Source organism: Flavobacterium sp. J372 (assembly GCF_024699965.1).
Classification (GTDB): domain Bacteria; phylum Bacteroidota; class Bacteroidia; order Flavobacteriales; family Flavobacteriaceae; genus Flavobacterium.
This window is the reverse complement of record NZ_JAJOMZ010000004.1, coordinates 256,491-279,638: the sequence shown is the minus strand read 5'-3', so window position 1 is coordinate 279,638 and position 23,148 is coordinate 256,491. Positions and strand designations below refer to the sequence as shown.

Below are 23,148 nucleotides of genomic sequence, written 5' to 3'. Positions count from 1 at the left end.
TGTTATTCAGTAATGGCCTGTTTGTGTAAATCTATTTTTCCGGCGCGGCAGTCATCTATAATAGCATCAACCTTTTCTTTAGTCAGGTGCTCTTTATAATAGTCACCAAGCTGCATCATTGGTGCATAGCCGCATGCGCCTAGGCATTCAACGCCTACCACCTGGAACATACCGTCCGGCGTAACTTCGCCTTCCTGCACGCCAAGCTTATTGCAGGTATAATCCATAAGGTCTTCAGCACCGCGGACTGCACAGCATGATGTCCTGCAAAATTCAAACATATATTTGCCTATAGGCTTTTGATTGAACATAGTGTAGAAAGACACTACCTCATAAACCTCGATCGGCTGTATTTCCAGCATTTCAGCAACTTTGTCCTGCAACGGAATGCTCAGCCAGTTGTTGTGAGCATCCTGCACTTCGTGAAGCACCGGAAGCAATGCCGCTTTTCTTTTATCTTCAGGATAATGGCTTATCAGCTCGGCAATGCGGTTAAGCAAAGCTTCTGTAAAATTTATTTCCTGATGTACGTTACTTATCTCCATTTTTTTCTATTTTGAATTTTGAATTCTAAATTTTAAATGTAAAACCCGGAATCAAACTCATTCTGAAAATACCTACTATTGAACTTAAAGTGTTTGCAAACAATTCAAAATTCAAAATTTATAATTTAAAATAACTCTTACGCGTCCAATTCGCCTGCAATCACGTTGAGGCTTGATAATGTTGCAATAGCGTCACTAAGCATCTGGCCGCGAACCATATCATTAAACGCCTGGTAGTAAATGAAGCACGGCCTGCGGAAGTGCAGCCTGTATGGCGTGCGGCTACCGTCGGTAATCAGGTAAAAGCCAAGCTCGCCGTTACCGCCTTCTACAGCATGGTATACTTCAGTTTTTGGTACAGGCACTTCACCCATCACTATCTTAAAGTGATAGATAAGCGCTTCCATATTGTTATAAACCTCTTCTTTCGGAGGAAGATAATAGTCCGGTACATTCGCGTGGAAAGGCCCTTCAGGCATTTTGTCAATTGCCTGGCGGATTATCTTCAAACTTTCCCAAACTTCTGCATTACGCACGCAAAAACGGTCATATGTATCGCCTGACTTACCTACCGGCACGTCAAATTCAAAATCTTCGTATGAGCTGTACGGCGACATCACGCGTACGTCATAATCTATACCGGCAGCACGAAGATTAGGGCCTGTAAAGCCATAGCTCATAGCTTTCTCAGCAGAGATAGGGCCTACATCAATGGTACGGTCCATAAAAATCCTGTTACGGGTAAGCAGGCTTTCAAACTCCGTCCAGATTGATGGGAACTCCTCAAGAAAGTCGTGTATCTTTTTGAATGCAGCAGGGCTCCAGTCCCTTTCGAAACCGCCAATACGGCCCATGTTCGTTGTTAAACGCGCGCCGCATATTTCTTCGTATATCTCGTATATTTTTTCCCTGTACTGGAAAACGTAAAGGAAGCCCGTAAGCGCTCCTGTATCAACACCCAGTACTGAGTTGCAGATGATATGGTCGGCTATACGTGCTAGTTCCATAATAATCACACGCATGTACTGCACCCTTTTCGGCACCTCAATATCAAGGGCTTTTTCAAGGGTCATCCACCAGCCCATGTTATTGATAGGAGATGAACAGTAGTTCATCCTGTCGGTAAGCGGTGTTATCTGGTAAAACGGCCTGTTTTCGGCAATTTTCTCAAAAGCGCGGTGTATGTAGCCTACGGTGCCTTCGCCGTCAAGTATTCTCTCGCCATCCATAAGGAGGATGTTCTGGAAGATACCATGTGTGGCAGGGTGGGTAGGGCCAAGGTTCAGTATAGAGAGCTCGCTGCCGTCATCATTCTTCTTCGCCTCAATCATTTTGGCGTAGCGGTGCTCCGGTGGTAATAACAGGTCTGACATTATATATCTTTATTATTACGTTTAATTAGTTGCATTATCGGTTACGCGGCCAAAGAACCTGTCGTCTTTATCCGTACGCCCGCCGTCTTCAAGGGGGTATTCCTTACGCATCGGGAACACCGTCATCTCATCCATATTCAGTATCCTCTTCAGCTGCGGATGGTTTTTAAACACTATTCCGTAAAAATCATATGTTTCACGCTCCTGCCAGTTAGCCCCAAGGAAAAGGTTGGTAGCCGATTCAATCTCAGGATTATCCCCGTTTAGGAAACACTTGAATTTGATGCGGATATTATCAAACCAGTTATGCATGTGGTATACTACTGCAAACTGCCTTTCTTTTTCATTGTCTGGGTAATGTATTCCGCAAACATCAGTAAGAAAGTTGAAGCGCAGTACCGGGTCCTCTTTTAGGAAGCGCATTGCATCATTGGAGATTTCAGCATCAACTTCAAAAGAAAAAATATCTTTTTGCTGAATGAAGCCGGTTACTTTATCACCAAATTTGTCTGAAAGTTTTTCCTGGATTATAGCCGTGTCTAAAGCCATGTCTTGATTTAAGAAATATTATATGAAGCAAGAAGTTCCTGGTATTCAGGTGAGCTCCTTCTCCTTACAGATTCTGTTTTTACCATTTCCTGAAGCCTCATGATGCCGTCAAGTATCTGCTCGGGCCTTGGCGGGCACCCCGGTACGTAAACGTCTACCGGAATTACCTTATCAATACCCTGAAGTACAGAATAGGTATCAAATATACCGCCTGATGATGCACACGCTCCAACGGCGATAACCCAACGCGGCTCACTCATCTGCTCATACACCTGGCGGAGGATAGGCGCCATTTTCTTGGCAATCGTGCCCATAACCAAAAGCATATCAGCCTGGCGGGGTGAGAAACTCATACGCTCTGAACCGAAACGCGCCACATCATAATGCGATGCCATGGTAGCCATAAATTCAATACCGCAGCATGATGTTGCAAACGGCAAAGGCCATAGCGAGTTGGCACGCGCCAAACCCACTACGGTATCAAGTTTTGTTGCAAAAAAGCCATTACCCTCAAAACCTTCGGGGGTATCAGCCATTTTAATATCAGATTTATCGCTCATTTTGTAATTTAGTTTGATTATCAGGTATATAATGCAAAAAGCATACCCAACAATGCTTTATTCCCACTCAAGGCCTTTTTTCTTCATTACATAGAAAAAGCCTACTACAAGCAGCAACATAAAAATGCCCATCTTCAGCAGTCCTTCAAACCCCATATCACGGAAATTAACCGCCCATGGGTACATAAATATTACTTCAACATCAAAAAGCACAAAAAGGATGGCTACAAGAAAATACTTCACTGAGAACGGAATCCGGGCATTACCAACAGATTCTATACCGCACTCAAAGTTCTTGTCTTTATTAAGAGAGCTGCGTTTAGGCCCAAGCATGTTTGATACTGCAATGGTGCCTGCTACAAACCCTACAGCCAATATAAGCTGCATGAAAATAGGGAAATAATCTACCTGGTTTGTCTGCATGATAGTTTAATTTTTTATAATAATTCACAAATATACATGGCAAAATTGAGCTATGATGCGATGTAGCGTGTCCTTAACTTAATTTTTAATTATTCTAAATAACAAGTGATTCAGAATAATTTTTCCTTTTGATAATTTGAATGATTTATTTTAAATATTTGTTAAAAATACATGACAATATGGTAGTAAAAAGGGGTAAAACATAAAAAAACCGTTCCTGTGAGAGAACGGTATAATTTATACTGTACAATTGTACTATTAGCTTATAGCTTCTACCTGAGCAGCTACTTTACCTTTTCTTCCTTCTTCTTCCTGATAGCTTACTGCATCACCTTCGCGAAGGTTTTGTGCCTTAACGCCTGTAGCGTGAACGAAAATATCTTGTCCTGTTTCGTCATCAGTTATGAACCCATATCCTTTAGATTCAATGTAAAACTTAATTTTGCCTGTTCGCATTCTGTAATAAAAAAATATTAATAATGCGTAAAGATAAAATTTATTATGACGCTTACAACTTTCTTGTTAAAAAAGTTTTAAATTTTGTCAAAGATTTTTAAAACCTAATAAATAATTTAACTTCTCAATTTTATATGCAGCTCTTGTAATTGTGCATCTTCAATAGCCGATGGGGCATCAATCATCACATCGCGGCCGCTGTTGTTTTTAGGGAAGGCTATAAAGTCTCGGATAGTTTCCTGTCCGCCCAGTATGGCAACAAGCCTGTCAAAACCAAAGGCAAGCCCGCCATGTGGCGGTGCACCGTACTGGAACGCATCCATAAGGAAGCCGAATTGCTCTTTGGCCTGCTCTTCGCTAAATCCAAGGTATTTAAACATAAGCTGTTGTGTGGCTTTATCATGTATCCTGATGGAACCCCCGCCTATCTCGTTACCATTCAGCACAAGGTCATAGGCATTGGCGCGAACTGCACCCGGGTTTGTTTCCAATAGTGCGATATCTTCCGGTTTTGGTGATGTGAACGGATGGTGCATGGCGTGGAAGCGTTCAGACTCTTCATCCCACTCAAGCAGTGGGAAATCGAGCACCCAAAGCGGAGCGAATTCTTGCGGATTACGCAGGCCAAGGCGTGTTGCCAGTTCCATACGCAGGGCGCTAAGGCGTGTCCGGGTTTTGTGTGCTTCACCTGAAAGTACCAATATAAGATCGCCTGGTTTAGCACCGGTAATTTCAGCCCATTTCTGTAAATCAGCCTGGTCGTAGAATTTATCTACAGATGATTTTATTGAGCCATCGGTTTCATATTTGGCATATACCATGCCTGTTGCGCCTACCTGCGGACGTTTAACCCATTCTATAAGCTCATCTATTTGTTTACGTGTGTATGAAGCTGCACCAGGCACTGCAATACCAACAACCAGCTCTGAATTGTTAAATACTGCAAAGTCTTTATGCTGTGCCACTTCATTTAGTTCACCGAATTCCATCCCGAAACGGATATCCGGCTTGTCATTACCATACTTTTTCATCGCCTCATCATACGTCATGCGGGGGAATTTACCTGTCTCAACACCTTTCAGTTCTTTAAGCAGGTGAGAGGCAAGGCCTTCAAACATATTCAGGATGTCTTCCTGCTCAATGAATGCCATTTCGCAGTCTATCTGGGTAAACTCCGGCTGGCGGTCGGCACGCAGGTCTTCATCACGGAAACATTTTACAATCTGGAAATACTTGTCCATGCCGCCTACCATAAGCAGCTGCTTGAATGTTTGCGGCGATTGCGGAAGTGCATAGAACTGGCCCTCATTCATGCGGGATGGAACGATGAAGTCACGTGCACCCTCAGGAGTTGATTTTATAAGTACGGGTGTCTCCACCTCAATAAAGCCCTGTGCAGAAAGATAATTTCTAACTTCCATAGCAACTTTATGGCGGAACAAGAGGCTGTTCTTTACAGGGTTACGGCGGATGTCAAGATAGCGGTATTTCATGCGGATATCTTCACCCCCGTCAGTTTCGTCTTCAATAGTAAATGGCGGTGTGATGGCCGTGTTGAGGATGTTCAGCTCACTAACGAGTATTTCTATCTCACCGGTCGGGATAGCCATGTTTTTAGACTCCCTCTCTATAACATTGCCTTTCACCTGGATCACAAACTCACGGCCAAGGGTAGCAGCAAGGTCAAAAACAGCCTTGTCGGTACGGCTTTCGTCAAATATTAGCTGCGTGATGCCGTAGCGGTCGCGCAGGTCAACCCATATTAAAAAACCTTTGTTGCGTGATTTCTGGACCCAGCCGGCAAGTGTAACTTCCCGGCCTATGTGCGTGGCGTTAAGCTCCCCACAGGTATAGCTTCTGTACATCGTCAAAATTTTAAGATGTGCAAATTTAGCAACTATTAGCAATTATGGTGAGTAAAGCGAAATCTTTATTTTGCCTGAAGCTATTTAGCAACGCTTCTGTCCGTTTCTTTGAAGGAGTTTATTATGGCCTGCATTTCTTCCTGATTCTTTTGCAAGTCATCAGGCGCTGTCCAGGTCATTATCTGGTAAAATCGATTTTTCCCTTCAACCACACCAAGCTTATAATGTATCCGTAGGTTTTCAACAATACCCTCGAGGTCGGTCTTCCGGGCTTTCAGTCCGTTTATAATAGTGTCTTTAAAAGGTTCAATGGTGCCTGCCTTAAGGTTAGGCTTCATCGTGTCAGCCAAAAGCTGTGAATAGCCATTCAGGTCAGGTGAATAAGTGTTTTCAAGCCCGTTTTCAACAATAGCATTAATAACGGCATCTTTCTGCTCGTCTATTACAATAACATACAGCCTGTTCGCAGCATCCATATATTCTAATGACGCTTCAGGGTTGAGGCCTTTAGCTTTTTTGAACGATTTCGGTAAGTCAAGGCTATAGCGCCCGCCAACATTTACAGTTTCGGCAGGTTCGGTTTTACTGCAGGAGATAAAAGTCATTATCAGCACCAACAGCGGCAGTACATTTTTCATTATCGATATAAGTTTACTTATAAAGGTAGACTTTTTCTTATAGAAACTGCATTCCAATGTTAAGTTTTCTCTAATGTTACCAAATTGTTAAGCAAATGTATTGTTAGTGTAAATTAATTTTCTAACTTCGTGTATATAAATGTTTAACCTTAACACAAAACTGATATGAAAAAGATTATTATAGCCGGTTTGCTGCTGTCAGCATGTGTTGTATCTGCACAGGAAGTAAAACCTAAATATGAAATAGAGAACAACCTTGTAAAAGCTACTTATTACCATGATAACGGAAATATAAGTCAGGAAGGCTACTTTAAAGATGGTAAGCCACACGGCAAATGGACATCATTTAAAGAAGACGGCTCTAAGCTGGGCATGGGTGAGTATAAAGACGGCGTTAAGTGCGGCAAGTGGTTCTTTTGGGGCGACACGCAGCTTAGCGAAGTTGATTACAGCAACAGCAGGATTGCCGATGTAAAAACCTGGAGCAATACCGCAGTTGTGGTAAAATAAATTCTGAAAAGCTTTATTAAGAAAGGCTGTCTCAAGAAGAGGCGGCCTTTTTTATTGAATAGAATGTTTTGTGGTGCTTGTTATTTAATGCTTTATAGCACCATCAGGTTACAGCCACGTATATCTGAATTATCAAAACGGCCAAGCACTTCAAATGACTGGTTGTCATATTTTTTGCCCAAATCCTGGGTTGCGATAAAAGAACATGAATTGATATTTGCCAAATCTATTACATTAATGCCGCCGTTTCGCCCATTGCCCATGTAAGTAAGCGCATCTTCAGGGTCGCGGATAAGCACATCCATCCAGGGAGGGCACTCAAATATTCCGTTACCTAATGAATAGGCCTGCGAAAGCAATTCTGTCATGCCATACTCACTATGTATCTCACTTACGCCAAAGCCTTTACAGAGTTGATCGTGCAACTCTTCGCGTATCATCTCGCGGCGACGGCCCTTCATACCTCCGGTTTCCATAATAATAGTATTTTTCAGGCTGAACTGCTTCATCTCAACCAGGTCGAGCAGTGCGTAAGTAACGCCGATAAGCAATACATTTTGCCCTGAAGCGTCAAGACTCTCGAGTTTTGAAATCAACTCTTGATAATTATTCAGGTAGAAGCCGCTTTGAGGGTTGTTGCTACGCTGTATAAGGTCATTCACCATATAAATGAGTGAAGACCCCTCACGCTCAAGATAAGATGGCAATAGCGCTAAAACAGTGTAATCTTCGATATTGCCGTAAAACTGTGAGAACGCAAGCCTGAAACTCTGCTCATAATAACTTACATCGGTTACCAGGTGCCGGCTGGTGGCCATGCCTGTTGTGCCGCTGCTGGTAAAAATTTCCTGGACGTGTTCTGTACTGCTCAATACCTCGTGCGACTTGAAAAACTGTATAGGCAGAAAGGGTATGCTTTCAACAGACTTAACATTCTCTGGGCTTTTAGCAAGGTGGTTACAAAAATCACGGTACACAATATTGTTTGCATATTGGTGGCGAAACACTTTTAATGCAATTTTATCGAATGCTTTCTTGCCGGAAATAGTAAAGATGTCAGCTGCTGAAACCACGTGGATTTAATTTATGCAAAGGTATAAAATAAAACATCCCGCTTTGTGGGCGGGATGTTTGAGTATTGTGCAGAAGCTTACTTCACAACAAGTTTTGATGTAAATGATTCTCCTGTATCGGTCTGAATGGTTACAAGATAAATACCCTTGCCAAACCTGCTGACATCTACAGTATATTGTATATTTTTTTCCATTATGTTCTGACTGTAAAGTTTTTTGCCATGAATAGAGTATATGCTAATACTATCTATATTACTTTGGGCTACTATTGTTGCAACGGCTTCAGCCGGATTAGGATAAATAATTACAGTATTTATCTTATTCATTTTTGAGGCTGTTTCATATTGTCTTTCGCTTACTTCATATATCGGTTCAGGATATACAGGCTCGCCACAAGGTTTGATAATTGCCAAAAAATCTGCTCCTCCCCAACCTATATATGTGTCGTCACCCAATACAATATGATCTCCGGCTTTCATTATTACAGGATTACCATATAGTTCATATCCATTTTGAGTATGGATATAATCGGTATAACTGTAAATGTGGTCGCCCATCAGATCGGGCCCTTCGAGCACAATGTTTAACGGACAAATCCTGCCTGTATTATTATGTACCCATTGCGGAAGTCCCAATCGTATAATACGAGGCTGTTCTATCGGGCTTGCCAACACAGAAAGTGGGTCGAAATAAGCAAGAGGCCCATCGTTTGGATTAGTGATTACAGACAATTGTATAACATAAGAGCCAAAAGTTGATGATGCATAAATGTATCCGTTTATAGCTAATTGCAAACTGCCATGTAACGGCGCGTCATTAAGTATCTCGGGATTTTCTTCTTCTTCACTTAAAGTAATATTTCCCACAAGTTCAGGATTTATACTTTGGGAAGACTTTGCAGCACTAACAGAATAAACATTCATATCAGGCTTATTGTCGCCAGGGCCTCGTTGGGCTGCAGTACCGTTAATATCTGTCTGTGTTGAAAAGAAAGCATAGTTACTGTCCGGCGAAAATTCTAAGCCATAATATTGAGTTTGCCCCGCAACAGTAATTGTATTATTATCAAAAACTGCCTGGCCGGTAATAAAATTAAAATCACCTAAAATAAGAAATCCCTGAAATGTGATGCCGTGACTATAGCAAACTCCAATGCGTTGTGTGTTAGGGCTTACCTTAATATGCCCGATGCCCGGATATTCTCCTAGAGGCACATCAACATCAACCGGCGCATCAGAACTGACAGGCGTTGCGTTAATACCGGTATTAGATACTTTATATGAATATATTTTGTCTTTTATCTGTGCTATAATCCAGTAACTTTCACCGTCAGCATGTACTGTCGATGTCAGTTTTTCAGACATACTGTTATAATTTTCATCAATCTTGATGCCGTTGTGGTCAAGTAGCGACTGGTTCAGACTGATGATAGTTCCGGATGTCGAGATTTCAGAATAGTGCAAGCCTTTGTTTAGTCCGCTTGCACCGTCAATAGTTACTACGTAATATCGTGTGCTGTCCCGAGGTTTTGGAACGAAGATAACGTTTGATGTGCTTGAGCCATTTCCTTTTAACGCACTGGTGATGATGTTTTCATTTGCGTCCCACAATTGTAAACCGTTACTAAAAAATAACAAGTTCCCCTGGGTATCTGATACTGTTGCACAGCCTTCAAAACTATTTTGGGCATTAACAACTGGTGTCGGATTATAAATATCAGGGAGGAAATCAAGGCCTGCACCATCGCCAAAATACCATTTGGCATTCTGTAAATCCTGAGTGTAGCCCGTCGTGCAAAGCAACAAGGCTATAAGTATATATAATTTATTCATGGTTGTTTGAAATTATTGTTTCTTTTCCAATAATTCCTGCACCATTGCCTTCAACACTTTAATTTCAGCATCTTGTTTGTCAAGCTGCTTTTGCTGTTGTATGGCATATAAGGTAAGCTCTTCGATCTTTTCCTGCTGTATACGCGCCATATCGCCCAATTCAATTCCTTCTTCGGCTACTTGCTTTGCCGATGGTACATTAGGCAAATGGCCATTTTCAGCAATAAAGCATTCTACATCTTCAAGAGGTTTTAAAGAATAGCTATTGTCAAAAACATAATCAGCCCAACCGGCGGCAAGTTTTACGCGCACTTCCTCAGTAAGTATGCCACCCTTTACAAATAGCTTGTACCCGCTTACATTAATTTCGCCCGTAGCAGTTGGGAAAGCCGCTGCACCCAAGCCAATACCCACTTTAGCATTTAGTTTTAAAAGATCAGCTGCGAAGTCGCCCCAGATAAGGGGTTGCTTATTTGACTGGCCATTTTCAATATATAATTTGTTGCTGGCACTATTTTCTCGTTCGCCAGCATAATAGCCTAAAAAAACGTTTCCAGAACCTATATTTTCTGATCCTGCAGCATAACCAAGATAAACGTTGTTTGCCCCAGTAGCATTAACTCTTCCTGTATTAATTCCGATAAAGGTGTTTTGAGAACCTGTTTCATTATCTTGACCAGAACTATTACCAAAGAATAAATTGCTACTGCCGGTATTATTGAGGCCTGCATATACTCCTAGAAATAGGTTACTATTGCCAGAGGAACTAGAAAAACCTGAATTACTGCCAATAAATATATTACCTGAGCCTGATGAATTTTCGCCTGCATTATCTCCTACATATACATTATTTAATCCAAAGCTAGCGTTTCCTGCTCGGTATCCTAAGAAAGTACAATTAGAACCTGTAAATGACTGGCCTGCTTCGTGTCCCATTAATACATTTTGACTTCCGACAGTATTACCTTCACCAGTATTGAAACCCACGTAAACATTTTTATTACCCGTATCGCAGTCAAATCCTGCTAATATACCAACAAATGTGTTTTGTGTTCCTGTAGTATTATAATTGCCTGCCCCGTTTCCAATAAATGTGTTGTCGTTACTTGTAGTATTTGTACCTGCGTTAGCGCCATAAAATGTATTATAGCCATTTGTTCCAGCACCTAGTCCTCCACTAGTGGTTGTTGCATTTGCAACATTCGTTTGAGCACTCATTGTAAAAACCGTTCCTGTAAGGAACATCCCCGAAAGTAATTGCTTGATTGTCATAATAGTAAGGTTTAAGATTATTAGGAAATCTAAGACTTTATTTGTAAGAACAAGTTACCATACTATTAATTCTCGATGAAAAACAAAAAAGCACCGCTAAACGGTGCTTAAATAAAAAAGCACCTGCCGTGGCAAGTGCTTTTCAGCTCATTATAAAGAGGTTAGCTTACTTCACAACAAGTTTCCTTGTAGCGGTTCTGCCTTCTTCAGTTATTTTTACAATGTACACGCCGCTGTTAAGAGCAGATACGTTTACAGCCTCGTTAGTAACCTTAGCGTTTAGTACGTTTTTGCCAAGTACATCATACACCGCGATAGTTTTATCAGCGCTGCTGTTTGAAGTTACATTAAGCACGTTTCCTGAAAGTGGGTTAGGGAAAAGCTTAAGGCCTGCGATGTTGTTTTTCTCTGTACTAGCAGTGCCACAAACGTTCGCAGGAGAAGCGCTATTTCTTGGAGTAGGTTCAGTAACAGCGAAGTCGGTACCGTTATCATTTGTGTCTTGACATCCGTTATTAGCTCTAACAGCAGCTGTTGTATTACTTAGAACAGCCACAGCTGAACTTCCTTCGTAAATGTTAGCAGATCCAAAACCAACAAAGTCGACAACATTAGCGTCAGATACCGCAGTAACTAAAGTGTTATTACTAGCAAGAACAATTTTACCATTTGTTCCAGAAAGAGCTAAAATTGCGCCATTATCGGCTACGGTTGGCACTAAATCTGGTGAAGGCAAAGCTGTTGTGCCGCCATTACCCTGAGCTTGCTGGATCAGATAATATTTCCCGGGTTGGATTGTAATTGTCGGAAGTGTTTGTAAGTTACTTTGTGCAAAAGTACCTGATGCTGAAGCGTATTGTAACGTATACCCCGTAAGCGTAACTGCGACATTGCCTCTATTAAATAGTTCAACGAAGTCATGCGTATATACTGAACCATTATTTCCACCACCACCATAAACCTGGCTGATGACAACTTGTGCTTGTGACGTAACAGCAACTAACAAAGCAGCTGCAATAATGTAAAGTTTTTTCATGTTTTTTGTTTTTATGATTTTATTACGCAGCAAAGATAGGGACATTTTTTTTTATAAAAATATTCCTATGTAAACTTATGATTAAATTAGCACAGATTAACAAAAAGCTAACTATTTCACTATCAGCTTCCTGGTGGCTGTAGCGTCGCCTTCTTTTACTTTAATGATGTAAACGCCCGGTGTAAGGCTGGTAATGTTCAGCTCTTTTGCCGAGGTTAGCGTGGCGGTAACTACTTTTTTGCCAAGCACATCATATATCTCAACATCTTTGTTAAGCGATGATTTTGAGGTAATGTATATCCTGCCGGTGCTCACGGGGTTAGGGTAGATGTTGAGCCCGTCTATGCTTTCGCTCTTTCCTTCTTGCGCCGCAGCGCCAAAAACGGAAAAGAAAAACAGTAGTAAGGTTATATAAAAGTATTTTTTTGCCATTGATTTTGATTGATGGGGTAAAACTACAAAATAAATTTCAAAAATCATTCCAAAAAATAACCCCTCAAAATGAGGGGTTTAGTTAACTTAATCCTAATTGTAACCTATGAATGTTATTATTAGTTAAAAGTGTGGCTTATAGGCCCATCCAGTCCATCCATGTAGGGGCTGTTGCGCCGTTTCCTGCACCTGTAGCATTATCATCTATAGATATGCCTGCAGCAATATTTGTATCGGCAGTATTATTTACCAGTTTTACCTTAGTTACAGGATTTGCTGTAAAGTGTGCCTGTGATCCTGTACCGCTAAAGTTTACAGCATAACTTCCTGAAGCTGTAGATTTAAAGTTTGCGATATAAACATTGTCAATCATTCCCTTAGTACCTCTTCTTAGCATAATACCTGCCTCGCTGGTTACAGCTGCGTTATTTCTTCCTATAAGAGTTATATTTTTAAGTGTCGGGTTAGATATTGGCGCTTGTGTTTCATTGTTTTGGTTGCTGTCTGCTTCAATACCCCTGCTGTCTGCAGAGAAAGCAGTAGCTACAGACTGGTCTGAATAAAGGTTAGTTACAGTTCCGTTCCAGCCTTCTGTCCAGTCAAAAGAATCATCCTGGCAGCCAATTGCAGCAAGGTTAGTAGCGTTTACAGATCCGCCGAACCATTCAAAACCATCATCAGACCCCTGATAAGCAAGAAGGTTATTTACTGTAGTGCCAGAACCTACTGCATAAAAAGTAAAGCCGTTAAATTCAGCATTCTGGTTGATAAGCGCGCCTGCATATTCAAGAACGATATAAGAATAAACACCAGAGTTGTCGGCAGAATTTGTACCTCCGTAAGTAAGGCCGGTTACTTCAGCTGATACGCCTGTACCAAGGTTAGTTTGTGCAAGTCCGCACACTACAAGCCCACCCCAGTCGCCCGGTTGCGGATTAGCTTTACTTGAAGTCATAACAATTGGGTTTTCAGCAGTGCCCTGTGCTATAATTTTTCCGCCTGTCTCCACAGCAAGGAATGAAACTTCTTCAGCATCTTCTTCAGCATATCCTTCTATTCGTGTACCTGCCGGTATAGTAAGTGTTACACCAGATTTTACGTATACAGGCCCCATAAGCGTATATACAGTACCTGCATTTAACGTCATGTTTTCTGTAATCTCATCTGGCAGTACTGCTTCTGCAGGAGCATTGTTTGAGTTGTTGTTGTCATCATCTGAACAGCTTGTAAAAGTTGCTGCAATAACAGCCAGGCTTAATAGTAGCTTTTTCATTTTTTAAAGTTTTTATGTTGTTTACGTTTAATGGTGCAAATATGAGGCTATGTGATTGCTGTGCCGTTAAGCTATTGTTATATAATCTTTAAGTGATAATGTGTAATAGTTACTAAATAGTTAATGCACCTAATAAAATAAATAAGGCAGCCTAAAGCTGCCTTATTATGTGTATTGTTATTATCTTAGAATAGTGAATATTTAAGTGTAAGTGTATAATCTACACCTGCCCTAAAATTAAAGGTATCAATATCCCCACCTGCATTTTCCTGCACCCTCCTTATACGGCTGTTAAGCATATTCTCAATATTTACTCCTACAGTAAATTTCTCACCGATGGTAGTGTTTGATACAAAGTTTAATATTGGAATTCCTTTTTCTACTATATTGCCACGCCCGAATGAGCCAAGCGAATAAATCCTGTCATGAAAATAGTTTCCTACAAGTGATATAGTAGGCTTAACAAACCCATTATTTACTTTATATGTAAGGTCAGCGTTTACAATAAGAGGCGAAGCTCCCTGCAACGCGTCTTTATCTTCATTAAAGTTAACACTAAGTGTACCCTGTGCATCGCTGGCCACTTTGTCTGAATCAAGCTCTTGCTGTGAGTACATTACAGTAAAGTTTAGGCCGCCCAAAAACACATGGCGCTCATCTTCACCACTCTTCCATAGGTTTTTGCGTATTTCAAACTCTGCTCCGGCTACATAAGCATAACCTCCGGCATTTACAAATGTATTGTCATTAAGTACTGAGTTTAATAAAACCTGACTTATAGGATTTACAATATATTTACCAAAAGCTGTTGCTGATATCACCTCATCACCGCCCGGGAAAAGTTCCCACTTAATATCAAGATTATAATTGTCTGATGGTTTTAAGAAAGGATTACCCACAGAGTTTTCACCAACTCCTTCATACCTGAAAGGCGCTTTTTCTTTAAATTGTGGCAGTGTATAAGTTTTGCTTGCTGCTGCGCGAAAATTCTGTTTGTCGTTAAGCACATACTTGAGTGTTGCAGAAGGCAGGATATATAACTTATCAATTGTTGCATCATCAAAATCTACACCTGATAACGTGAAGTTTGTATCCCACTCTAGTTCCTGTAGCACCTTTTCTGCTCTAAGGCCTAGGGTGTAAGTAAGCTTGTCATTGAGGCTATGTTCAAACCCGGCGGTTGCTGCATGTACGTTCATATCCGCATTATAGGTAAACGGCCTGAGGCTTTGCAGCCTTCCGGTAAGTATATAGAACGTGTTGGGCTGATTTTGTGTTATGCCCAGATTCGAAGCATTTAAAAAAGTATCAATATTATTTTCATCAACACTGAAATTGTTATCTGACGCTATCCTAAAGTTAAATTGTGTAGCCTCAAAATCACGGCTTTTTATCCTTCCGTTGTATCCAAATGTAAGCTTCCCCTTATACATTTCGTCTTCAGCTTTCAGTACTTTATAAGAAAAAATTGCCTTTGCTGCGATTTCTTTCTCATCAATATATTGAAAGTACCTATTGTTTGTAGTGGGTGCAGCGCTGTTAAATGTATAATTGCCGTCAGTAAGTATCAGGTTGCTGGTAATCCTGTCGGGCTGGTCGGCATTTACTGTAGCGTAAGAGCCACCCCAGTTAAGGTCAAGCCGGTCATTAATGATATGCTTTCCTAAAAGCTGGTTTACCCATAGCTTGTTTTGGTCAGTAAGTGTCTGGCGCGTAAACTCAAATCGATCGTCACCCTGGCCTATAAATGTATCATACTCATTAACTGAACTTTTTGAAGCATTTACAAAAACCGAATTGGCCTTAATTGTGTGGTTAGCATTAATACGGTAAACCACATTGGCCATGGCGGTAGTCTTGGTGCTGAATTCAAAACGGTCTACATTATAAAAGTCAACCAAGATATTTGTATTTTCATTACTCACAATACGCTGGAAGCCATTACGGTAAGTGTAGCCGTTGCCATAGCCTGCAGTGGCAAAAAAGCTTATGCGGCTTTCATCATTAATATCAAAAGACTGACCGCCGGCAATATTAAAGTTGCCGTTTACAGGGTTACTCTCTGTATCCGGTGCCCAACGTGAACCAAAAGTGTATGCTCTTGTAGTTGTTGGTGTTTCAATATTATAAAACCCGGTTTTCTTTACATTATTGGCAATCCTGAAATCAGACCCGAAAGCTTTATCATTGAGCCCGCTGCCTATCTCAATTACCATATTGCCTTTGCCACTATGTTCTTTTGAAAATATGTCAACATTCGCTCCGCCTATGTCTCCGTATATTTCTTGCGTGAAGCTTTTATTAATGCCTACGCTTTGTATAATATCGGTTGAAAAAGATCAAGGGCTATGTTCTTGTTCTCCGGTTCATTTGAGGGTAGTGGCAGGCCGTTAAGGAATGTTCCGTTGTAGCGGTCGCCCAGCCCGCGCACAAATATGCCGCTGTTGCCCTCCTGTTTAGATATACCTGAAACTTTAGTTACGGCAGCCGCTGCATCGCTTACACCTTTACGGGTAAGTTCTTGTGCGCCTATATTAGTTTTAATCTCTGTAGCATTTTTCTGCTCCATCAACAGGGCGCTTTCCTTTTCGCGGTTTACGGTTGCCTGTATCACCACCTCTTCCATGGTAACGCTGCCCGATGTAAGGCTGCGGTTTATGGTTTTGGTTTCGCCTGCAGCAATGGTAAACGGCACTTCTACCGTTTCATATCCCATAAAGGCTATAACAAGTACGTGGCTGCCTGCAGGCACTTCAAGGCTGTACTTTCCGTTTTCATCGGTGTTTTCACCAATGCCGGTGCCTTTTATGCTAACGCTGGCAAATGGCAGCGTCTCGTTGTTCATGTCTTTATCAGTAATCGTCCCGGTTAGAGTACCCTTTTGCTGGGCAAACCCTAATGTTGTGATAAGCAGTAAGATAAATAAAATCTGGCGTTTCATCAGTGTGTTGTTTAATTTTGTGCAAAGAAACCCCGCGCATCAAAATTCTGTGTTACGTAAGTGTTACGTTTAGATTTACAGTTCTTTATCTTATTGTTAAGTCATTTAAATAATAGTTAAGCCGTTTGTTCATTTTGTATTATCTTTACCTTTACGGCCTAAAAGCGTATATCATTTATCTATGAAGAAAAAAGATATCAGGATCTTACTGGTTGATGACGAGCAGGATATCCTTGAAATTGTTGGCTACAACCTTTCTCAGGAAGGTTACCAGGTAATTACCGCATCAAATGGTAAAGAGGCCATCACTAAGGCTAAGAAAGAACTTCCGCACCTTATTATTATGGATGTGATGATGCCCGAGATGGACGGTATGGAAGCCTGTGAAAACATCAGGAAAATACCTGAGCTCAGCAACGTTATCATCACCTTCCTTACGGCGCGGAGCGAAGACTACAGCCAGGTTGCCGGGTTTGATGCCGGGGCTGATGACTACATTGCCAAACCGATAAAGCCGAAGCTGCTGGTAAGCAAAGTAAAGGCATTACTGCGCAGGCTTAAGGAAGATGAAAATAAAGAAGACATACTGCGCGTGGGCAATATTGAAGTGAATCGCGAAGAATATAAGATAATGCTTGAAGACCGCGAGATTGTGCTTCCGCGAAAGGAGTTTGAGCTATTTTACCTGCTGGCCAGCAAGCCGGGCAAAGTCTTTAAGCGCGAAGAGATACTTGATAAGGTATGGGGCAACGAAGTGGTTGTGGGCGGCCGCACCATAGATGTTCACATACGCAAGCTGCGCGAAAAAATTGGCGATGAGCTGTTTAAAACTATAAAAGGGGTGGGCTATAAGCTTGAGATTTAGTGGCGATAAAATTTAAGAAAACCTACAAATTTGCTGTAAAGTCAGCATTATACATCTCCATTTTCTCTGCCGGTTTCCTGGCCGGTATGCAATACTTTTATTTTCCTGAACTTACATGGAACGTCATAGGCACTTTTACCGGTGCCATTTTTGTATTTGCGTTTTTCATGCTGCAATACCGTGTAGAGCATTTCATTTATCGCAGGGTAAAGAAGATTTATGATGATGTATCATTGCTCGAGAGCAGCTCTTTCCGCAACAAGAGCATCACTACCGATATGGCTACGCTTACCCGTGAAGTAGAAAAATTTGCCCGGGATAAAAAGATTGAAATTGAAACCCTGAAAATACGCGAAGAGTACCGCCGTGAGTTCCTCGGGAATGTCTCTCATGAGCTGAAGACGCCGCTATTTACTGTGCAGGGCTACCTGCTTACGTTGCTTGACGGAGCTATGGGCGACAAGCAGCTACGAAAAAAATACCTGCAGCGCGCCGAAAAAGGAGTTGAGCGCCTTATTTATATTGTACAGGACCTTGACATGATAACCAAACTTGAGGTGGGCGACCTGAACCTTAGCTATACCACCTTTAATATTGTTGAGGTGGTGCAGAACGTGTTTGACCTGCTGGAGATGAAGGCTGATAAAAAAGGAATTATGCTGATGTTTGACGCAAAATACCTTAAGCCCATATATGTGTATGGCGATGTTGAAAAAATACAGCAGGTGCTTATAAACCTGGTGGTAAATGCCATAAAGTATGGCCGTGAGCATGGCACTACCGAAGTTAGCATTGAAGACTTTGTAAATAATAAAGTCATCGTCCGTGTAAAAGACAATGGCGAGGGTATTGAGAAAAAACATATACCACGGCTTTTTGAACGCTTTTACCGTGTCGACAAAAGCGGCGCCCGCAGCGAGGGCGGCTCCGGCCTGGGTCTTGCCATTGTAAAGCACATTATTGAAGGGCACGACGAAAAAATTTACGTAGAAAGCGAATACGGAAAAGGCTCTGAATTTTCTTTTACGCTGGAGAAGTCGGCGAAGTAGCTTTGGATATTGTCTTACCATACTGCGCTTCACGTAGAGTGTATTAGGTTATAAATGTAATTTAAACGCTTATATTTCAATACGATTACTTATGTTTGTAAAACAAATTGCGTTGCATAAACAAATAAATATTGTTAAAATGGTAAAAAAATACTTCGTACAATTATTGTTTCTTTTCATTACTGCACTATGCTATGCTCAGGCTCCCCAAGTACTATGGGATAAGTATTTTGGCGGCCAGGGCGGTGAGGCTATATCTATTGAAAAGACAGCAGACGGCGGTTTTATTATTGCCGGCACAGCACAAAATGCTCATGAAGATGCGGTAAATTTTGTGAACGGCCCTGATGTATTTGTAGTTAAAGTGAACGCCAATTTTGACAAGGAATGGTCATATTGCTATGGAGGGCAATACTATGAGAGTCCTTCAAAAATTATTCAAACCAGTGACGGCGGGTATGCATTTGCTGCTACAAAGTCAATTGCTGGTGCCAGTTTTAATGTATGGGTTGTTAAACTAAATACTGCAGGCCAGGTATCCTGGGAATACAATTTTGGTGGTAGCAATGAAGACTGGGCGTCAGATATTGTAGAAACCGCATCCGGAGATTTGGTGGTTTCCGGCTGGTCACGCTCATCGAATGGTGATGTGCTTTTAAATAAAGGTCTTGGAGATTACTGGATACTCAGGCTAAATCAAAACGGGATTAAACAGCAGAGTTTTACTTATGGCGGCACTGATGATGATAACGCAACATCACTAGTGGTTAACCCGGACGGAACCATGATAGTTGCCGGTGAAACTTTTTCAGAAAACAATAATGTCACGTGTCGTAATCCCAGTACGTGCGAATCAGATTTTTGGTTGATCAAACTTAGCGAGACCGGTATAATTTTGTGGGCGAAATGTTTCGGCTCTGTTTATTCGGGCACCAATTTCTTCAACCGTCCTGAAGCTATAATCCGGACCAATGACAATGGGTATATGATAGTTGGATATGGGCGAGACAATAGCGTGCAAAACTCTTTTGGAGGATTTGATTTCTGGGCAATAAAGATTGATGATAACGGCAACTTGCAATGGAAGAAAAATTACGGTGGGCAGGGAGATGATCGTGCTTACTCAGTAAGGCAAACTATAGACGGCGGCTATGTAATTGCAGGATCATCATGGTCTAATGATGGGCAGGTATTGGTAGATTTTGCTTCAACATATCTTTCATCTTTGCAAAACGGATGGGTAATAAAAGTTGATGGAAACGGCAATCTGGAGTGGCAGAAAGCCATTGGGGGTGACTTTAGCGTGGACTATCTTAATGATTTAGTAGAAATAAGTGACGGAGAATTCGCAGCTATAGGCCGCCCGGGATTGGAATCAAACAACCACACAGCAAATAGTGCCGGCAGACGATTCTGGATTGTCCGTCTTTCACAAAATGCTATGTCTACCAATACACCTGGTTTAAAGTCACTCAGTGTTTATCCGGTTCCGGTGGGCAATACATTGCATATTGATTCGGGGCAGGAGGTAAAAAAAGTATCTGTTTGTGACATTAGCGGCAGAAACATCTTTACGGTGTCGGCCCAAAATATTACTGAAATCTCTACAGTTAACCTTATGCCAGGCATATATAATGTTATTATTGACACCGATACCGGGGCAGCGGTTAAAAAGATTACTAAGGGGTTGTAGAATATATGTGAACGCAGCAAATTTTAAAATATCATGAAAGTCATTACGCTGCTTCTCCTGCTTTTTATATCATCTTCCTACGCGCAGGATAAATCCCTTGAACAACTTGTTGCCGAAAATAAAGGAAAAGTAATACTCATCGACTTTTGGGCCAGCTGGTGCAAACCCTGCCGCGAAGAGTTACCGAAATCTATAAAACTGCACGAAAAGCTGAAAGACAAGCAAATGGTTTTTATGTACATCTCTACTGATAAGAATAAAAGCGACTGGGAGAAAGCTTCAGAAAAAGAGAATATACATCAGGAAAAATACAATCTTTGGAACATAAAGCGCGATGGTCGGTTTGCCGAGTTGCAGATAAAAATGATACCGCGCTATATGCTCATTGATAAAAAAGGAAATATTGTAAATGCCGATGCCGCGAGGCCGGGCAGCTCAGAATTGCGCAAAGAGATAAATAAATATCTTGCTGAGTAACTCGTGGTTTAGATTATGAATGGCTTAACTGATAGCACTAAACAAGCTTAGAGACAGCTTCACTCTGACGGCTGAGTGAAGAGTGACCTTTGTGAAACTCTGTGCTTCTTTGTGCATCTCTGCGGAATAACTTCAGCTTGAATAGCTATGTTATCTATGTGTTTTAAAAGTTTATCAGTATTTCAAAGAACCTTTCCTCAAAACTCACTTCAAAACTTTTTGCAAGGTTACGGCGGCAATTTTCGAAACACGTTACAAAACCCGTTCAAAAATTAACCGTTCATCGATTATTTTCTTGAGAAGAAACGGGGCTGCATAATTGTCATGTCTATAGTTCTAAATAATATCTGTTAAAGAGATGTTAAGGTGTTAGATTACCTTGCATAGGGTATATACCATAAAAGCAAAAATCCGCACACTTTTCAGCCTGCGGATTACTGCTTTGTGGGAAATTAAGATAGCTTTAGTAGTCTAAATTTTTTAGTATTTGATTATCAGTTCTTTAATAATACCCCGAACCTTTGGTTCAGCGCTTTGGGCAGCCAAAAGTACCTCATCATGGCTTATCTCTTCAATCGCATCTTCACTCCCTATGTCCGTAATCACCGAAATGCCGAAAACTTCCATGTTCATATGCCGCGCCACAATAACCTCCGGCACGGTTGACATTCCCACGCAGTCGGCCCCGAGCACTTTCACCATGCGGTACTCACTGAGCGTTTCAAAAGTTGGCCCCTGCAGCCCAAGGTAAATGCCGTCTTTCACGTCAACGCCCATATTCACGGCTATTTCTTTAGCTTTAGCAATCATTTTACGGCTGTACGGTTCACCCATATTTACAAATCTCGGCCCAAACCTTTCATCGTTTTTTCCACGCAGCGGATGTTCCGGCATCAGGTTAATATGGTCATAGATATAAACAATATCGCCCACTTTATAAAACGGATTCACCCCGCCTGAAGCGTTGCTCACAATAAGTTTTTCTACGCCTAAAAATTTCATAACCCGCACAGGGAAAGTCACTTCAGTCATGCTGTAACCCTCGTAATAATGAAAACGCCCCTGCATGGCTACTACATTATTTCCGCCAATTTTACCGAAAATGAGCGCACCTTTATGCCCCTCGACAGTTGATGTCGGGAAGTTCGGTATTTCGCTGTAGGGCAGGGTATGCTCAATTTCAATGTCTTCGGTAAAACTCCCCAAGCCCGAACCGAGGATAACGCCGTATCTTGGTGTAAAGCCAGTTTTTTCAGTGATATAGCTAACGGTTTCCTGTACTTTTTCCCACATAATTTATAATAGTTTCGTTGAATTTATCACTACCCGTTAAGAAATCCGTACGAATCGGAAGATAATACAGCCGGTCGTTCGAAACTTTCCCGCGAAGGCGCATATAGTCTTTTTCAGTAGTGATTATTAATTGGTTAAAGTTATTTAGTTCTTGTATTTCATCCGGTGTAAAATCATGATGGTCAGGGTATTGCTTTAAAATATCACCATCAATTTTAAGGTGTTTGAAAAAAGGCTCCGGCTTAGCTATCCCCGCCACAAGGATTTTGGGTTGATGCTTTATGTCTTCAACATTGAGCCTGACTGTTTCATTATAAACCTGCCTGTCATAAGCAATTGTAGTGAAATACACCTGCTGGCCAGGCTGTAGCTTTAATTTTGATGTAATGCGTTGCTGCTCAGCTGCTGAAAGACCTGCCGGGCATTTAGTTACAAGAATCACATCAGCTCTTTCGGCGCCCGTTTTACTTTCGCGCAAATTTCCTGCAGGTAAAATATGGTCATCGACATATAAATCGCCGTATGCAGTAAGCAATATATAAAATCCTGCTTTTACACGTCGGTGCTGGTAAGCATCGTCAAGTACAATTGCTTGCGGTTGAGGAGTTAAGGCAATTAATTTAGTGATTCCATTTACACGGTCGGCATCTACCGCCACGCGTACATTCGGAAATTTGCTGTAAAACTGGTAAGGTTCATCACCCAAAATGTCAGGCCCTGAAGCCTCACTGCCCAACACGAAACCTTTTGATTTTCTTTTATAGCCGCGGCTTAGTGTTGCGAGCCTGTAGTTTTCTCCTAAAAGCCTAATGAGGTACTCCGTCATTGGGGTTTTGCCTGTGCCGCCGGTGCTGAGGTTTCCTATGGCAATTACCGGGAGCGGAAATGCATATGATTTTAGTATTGACTTATTGTATAGCCAGTTGCGGATGCCTGTTATAATGCCATAAATAATAGCAAACGGATATAGCAATAGGCGAAGCTGCTTCATAA

Annotated in this window: 23 protein-coding genes; 5 read left to right on the top strand and 18 right to left on the bottom strand. The window is 41.5% G+C overall.

Features of this window, described 5'->3' with window-relative positions; translation table 11 throughout:
* Window positions 1-2: 2 nt before the first annotated feature.
* From nuoE to LRS05_RS01650, 8 genes are all read right to left on the bottom strand, one after another.
* On the bottom strand, window positions 3-545 hold the full coding sequence (gene nuoE, locus LRS05_RS01685; RefSeq protein ID WP_257866726.1) for an NAD(P)H-dependent oxidoreductase subunit E: 543 nt from the start codon (window positions 543-545) through the stop codon (window positions 3-5).
* Window positions 546-682: 137 nt separating this feature from the next.
* Window positions 683-1,918 (bottom strand): NADH-quinone oxidoreductase subunit D, encoded by a 1,236-nt coding sequence (locus tag LRS05_RS01680; RefSeq protein WP_257866725.1) that lies wholly within the window; start codon window positions 1,916-1,918, stop codon window positions 683-685.
* A 21-nt stretch (window positions 1,919-1,939) separates the two neighbouring features.
* On the bottom strand, window positions 1,940-2,467 hold the full coding sequence (locus tag LRS05_RS01675) for an NADH-quinone oxidoreductase subunit C (protein ID WP_257866724.1): 528 nt from the start codon (window positions 2,465-2,467) through the stop codon (window positions 1,940-1,942).
* A gap of 8 nt (window positions 2,468-2,475) precedes the next feature.
* A complete protein-coding gene (locus LRS05_RS01670; RefSeq protein WP_257866723.1) occupies window positions 2,476-3,027 on the bottom strand; it encodes an NADH-quinone oxidoreductase subunit B in 552 nt (183 codons plus the stop codon).
* Window positions 3,028-3,084: 57 nt separating this feature from the next.
* The gene (locus LRS05_RS01665) at window positions 3,085-3,450 is read right to left on the bottom strand and encodes an NADH-quinone oxidoreductase subunit A (protein WP_257866722.1); all 366 of its coding nucleotides are present in this window, start codon (window positions 3,448-3,450) and stop codon (window positions 3,085-3,087) included.
* Between the two features lie 258 nt (window positions 3,451-3,708).
* Entirely contained in the window at window positions 3,709-3,906 is a 198-nt protein-coding gene (locus tag LRS05_RS01660) for a cold-shock protein (RefSeq protein ID WP_257866721.1), read from the bottom strand.
* Window positions 3,907-4,022: 116 nt separating this feature from the next.
* Complete coding sequence (gene aspS, locus LRS05_RS01655; RefSeq protein ID WP_257866720.1) at window positions 4,023-5,771, bottom strand: aspartate--tRNA ligase; 1,749 nt, start codon at window positions 5,769-5,771, stop codon at window positions 4,023-4,025.
* Between the two features lie 80 nt (window positions 5,772-5,851).
* A complete protein-coding gene (locus LRS05_RS01650) occupies window positions 5,852-6,409 on the bottom strand; it encodes a hypothetical protein (protein ID WP_257866719.1) in 558 nt (185 codons plus the stop codon).
* A gap of 165 nt (window positions 6,410-6,574) precedes the next feature.
* Here LRS05_RS01650 and LRS05_RS01645 point away from each other — a divergent pair, with 165 nt between their 5' ends.
* Window positions 6,575-6,919 carry a toxin-antitoxin system YwqK family antitoxin gene (locus LRS05_RS01645; RefSeq protein WP_257866718.1) on the top strand — a complete coding sequence of 115 codons (345 nt, stop codon included), beginning with the start codon at window positions 6,575-6,577 and terminating at the stop codon, window positions 6,917-6,919.
* Between the two features lie 92 nt (window positions 6,920-7,011).
* Here LRS05_RS01645 and LRS05_RS01640 read toward each other — a convergent pair whose 3' ends face one another.
* The 8 genes from LRS05_RS01640 to LRS05_RS01605 all read right to left on the bottom strand — a co-directional run bounded on the left by LRS05_RS01640 (window position 7,012) and on the right by LRS05_RS01605 (window position 16,778).
* Window positions 7,012-7,992 (bottom strand): acyl transferase, encoded by a 981-nt coding sequence (locus LRS05_RS01640; RefSeq protein ID WP_257866717.1) that lies wholly within the window; start codon window positions 7,990-7,992, stop codon window positions 7,012-7,014.
* A gap of 77 nt (window positions 7,993-8,069) precedes the next feature.
* On the bottom strand, window positions 8,070-9,824 hold the full coding sequence (locus tag LRS05_RS01635; protein WP_257866716.1) for a T9SS type A sorting domain-containing protein: 1,755 nt from the start codon (window positions 9,822-9,824) through the stop codon (window positions 8,070-8,072).
* 12 nt (window positions 9,825-9,836) lie between these two features.
* The gene (locus tag LRS05_RS01630) at window positions 9,837-11,096 is read right to left on the bottom strand and encodes a hypothetical protein (RefSeq protein ID WP_257866715.1); all 1,260 of its coding nucleotides are present in this window, start codon (window positions 11,094-11,096) and stop codon (window positions 9,837-9,839) included.
* Window positions 11,097-11,262: 166 nt separating this feature from the next.
* Window positions 11,263-12,132, bottom strand: a complete 870-nt coding sequence (locus LRS05_RS01625) for a T9SS type A sorting domain-containing protein (RefSeq protein WP_257866714.1) — start codon at window positions 12,130-12,132, stop codon at window positions 11,263-11,265.
* Window positions 12,133-12,243: 111 nt separating this feature from the next.
* Window positions 12,244-12,564, bottom strand: coding sequence for a T9SS type A sorting domain-containing protein (locus tag LRS05_RS01620; RefSeq protein WP_257866713.1), 321 nt, complete (start codon window positions 12,562-12,564; stop codon window positions 12,244-12,246).
* A gap of 136 nt (window positions 12,565-12,700) precedes the next feature.
* The gene (locus tag LRS05_RS01615; protein ID WP_257866712.1) at window positions 12,701-13,837 is read right to left on the bottom strand and encodes a hypothetical protein; all 1,137 of its coding nucleotides are present in this window, start codon (window positions 13,835-13,837) and stop codon (window positions 12,701-12,703) included.
* Window positions 13,838-14,022: 185 nt separating this feature from the next.
* Window positions 14,023-16,053, bottom strand: a complete 2,031-nt coding sequence (locus tag LRS05_RS01610; RefSeq protein ID WP_257866711.1) for a TonB-dependent receptor domain-containing protein — start codon at window positions 16,051-16,053, stop codon at window positions 14,023-14,025.
* Window positions 16,054-16,145: 92 nt separating this feature from the next.
* Complete coding sequence (locus LRS05_RS01605) at window positions 16,146-16,778, bottom strand: carboxypeptidase-like regulatory domain-containing protein (protein WP_257866710.1); 633 nt, start codon at window positions 16,776-16,778, stop codon at window positions 16,146-16,148.
* 181 nt (window positions 16,779-16,959) lie between these two features.
* On the opposite strand from LRS05_RS01605, the gene LRS05_RS01600 reads away from it, so the two are divergent.
* From LRS05_RS01600 to LRS05_RS01585, 4 genes are all read left to right on the top strand, one after another.
* Entirely contained in the window at window positions 16,960-17,643 is a 684-nt protein-coding gene (locus LRS05_RS01600) for a response regulator transcription factor (RefSeq protein ID WP_257866709.1), read from the top strand.
* Window positions 17,643-18,692 (top strand): cell wall metabolism sensor histidine kinase WalK, encoded by a 1,050-nt coding sequence (locus LRS05_RS01595; RefSeq protein WP_257866708.1) that lies wholly within the window; start codon window positions 17,643-17,645, stop codon window positions 18,690-18,692. Before LRS05_RS01600 ends, LRS05_RS01595 begins: the two co-directional genes overlap by 1 nt.
* A gap of 139 nt (window positions 18,693-18,831) precedes the next feature.
* Window positions 18,832-20,385: a T9SS type A sorting domain-containing protein gene (locus LRS05_RS01590; protein WP_257866707.1), complete on the top strand. Its 1,554-nt coding sequence runs from the start codon at window positions 18,832-18,834 to the stop codon at window positions 20,383-20,385.
* Window positions 20,386-20,418: 33 nt separating this feature from the next.
* Window positions 20,419-20,862, top strand: a complete 444-nt coding sequence (locus LRS05_RS01585) for a TlpA disulfide reductase family protein (protein WP_257866706.1) — start codon at window positions 20,419-20,421, stop codon at window positions 20,860-20,862.
* A gap of 480 nt (window positions 20,863-21,342) precedes the next feature.
* On the opposite strand, the gene LRS05_RS01580 is transcribed toward LRS05_RS01585, so the two are convergent.
* Both LRS05_RS01580 and lpxK read right to left on the bottom strand, forming a co-directional pair.
* Window positions 21,343-22,155 (bottom strand): purine-nucleoside phosphorylase, encoded by an 813-nt coding sequence (locus tag LRS05_RS01580; protein ID WP_257866705.1) that lies wholly within the window; start codon window positions 22,153-22,155, stop codon window positions 21,343-21,345.
* Window positions 22,127-23,146, bottom strand: a complete 1,020-nt coding sequence (gene lpxK, locus LRS05_RS01575; protein WP_257866704.1) for a tetraacyldisaccharide 4'-kinase — start codon at window positions 23,144-23,146, stop codon at window positions 22,127-22,129. The genes LRS05_RS01580 and lpxK overlap by 29 nt, the downstream gene beginning before the upstream one ends.
* Window positions 23,147-23,148: the final 2 nt, after the last annotated feature.

Excerpts from the sequence above, each read along its gene's own strand:
- LRS05_RS01675 (WP_257866724.1), bottom strand. The coding sequence starts at position 2,467 with ATGGCTTTAGACACGGCTATAATCCAGGAAAAACTTTCAGACAAATTT.
- LRS05_RS01590 (WP_257866707.1), top strand. The coding sequence starts at position 18,832 with ATGGTAAAAAAATACTTCGTACAATTATTGTTTCTTTTCATTACTGCA.
- LRS05_RS01610 (WP_257866711.1), bottom strand. The coding sequence starts at position 16,053 with ATGGTAATTGAGATAGGCAGCGGGCTCAATGATAAAGCTTTCGGGTCT.
- LRS05_RS01585 (WP_257866706.1), top strand. The coding sequence starts at position 20,419 with ATGAAAGTCATTACGCTGCTTCTCCTGCTTTTTATATCATCTTCCTAC.
- LRS05_RS01635 (WP_257866716.1), bottom strand. The coding sequence starts at position 9,824 with ATGAATAAATTATATATACTTATAGCCTTGTTGCTTTGCACGACGGGC.
- nuoE (WP_257866726.1), bottom strand. The coding sequence starts at position 545 with ATGGAGATAAGTAACGTACATCAGGAAATAAATTTTACAGAAGCTTTG.
- LRS05_RS01650 (WP_257866719.1), bottom strand. The coding sequence starts at position 6,409 with ATGAAAAATGTACTGCCGCTGTTGGTGCTGATAATGACTTTTATCTCC.
- LRS05_RS01660 (WP_257866721.1), bottom strand. The coding sequence starts at position 3,906 with ATGCGAACAGGCAAAATTAAGTTTTACATTGAATCTAAAGGATATGGG.
- LRS05_RS01605 (WP_257866710.1), bottom strand. The coding sequence starts at position 16,778 with ATGAAACGCCAGATTTTATTTATCTTACTGCTTATCACAACATTAGGG.
- LRS05_RS01620 (WP_257866713.1), bottom strand. The coding sequence starts at position 12,564 with ATGGCAAAAAAATACTTTTATATAACCTTACTACTGTTTTTCTTTTCC.
- LRS05_RS01600 (WP_257866709.1), top strand. The coding sequence starts at position 16,960 with ATGAAGAAAAAAGATATCAGGATCTTACTGGTTGATGACGAGCAGGAT.
- LRS05_RS01580 (WP_257866705.1), bottom strand. The coding sequence starts at position 22,155 with ATGTGGGAAAAAGTACAGGAAACCGTTAGCTATATCACTGAAAAAACT.
- LRS05_RS01615 (WP_257866712.1), bottom strand. The coding sequence starts at position 13,837 with ATGAAAAAGCTACTATTAAGCCTGGCTGTTATTGCAGCAACTTTTACA.
- lpxK (WP_257866704.1), bottom strand. The coding sequence starts at position 23,146 with ATGAAGCAGCTTCGCCTATTGCTATATCCGTTTGCTATTATTTATGGC.
- LRS05_RS01680 (WP_257866725.1), bottom strand. The coding sequence starts at position 1,918 with ATGTCAGACCTGTTATTACCACCGGAGCACCGCTACGCCAAAATGATT.
- LRS05_RS01645 (WP_257866718.1), top strand. The coding sequence starts at position 6,575 with ATGAAAAAGATTATTATAGCCGGTTTGCTGCTGTCAGCATGTGTTGTA.
- LRS05_RS01630 (WP_257866715.1), bottom strand. The coding sequence starts at position 11,096 with ATGACAATCAAGCAATTACTTTCGGGGATGTTCCTTACAGGAACGGTT.
- LRS05_RS01670 (WP_257866723.1), bottom strand. The coding sequence starts at position 3,027 with ATGAGCGATAAATCTGATATTAAAATGGCTGATACCCCCGAAGGTTTT.
- LRS05_RS01625 (WP_257866714.1), bottom strand. The coding sequence starts at position 12,132 with ATGAAAAAACTTTACATTATTGCAGCTGCTTTGTTAGTTGCTGTTACG.
- LRS05_RS01665 (WP_257866722.1), bottom strand. The coding sequence starts at position 3,450 with ATGCAGACAAACCAGGTAGATTATTTCCCTATTTTCATGCAGCTTATA.
- aspS (WP_257866720.1), bottom strand. The coding sequence starts at position 5,771 with ATGTACAGAAGCTATACCTGTGGGGAGCTTAACGCCACGCACATAGGC.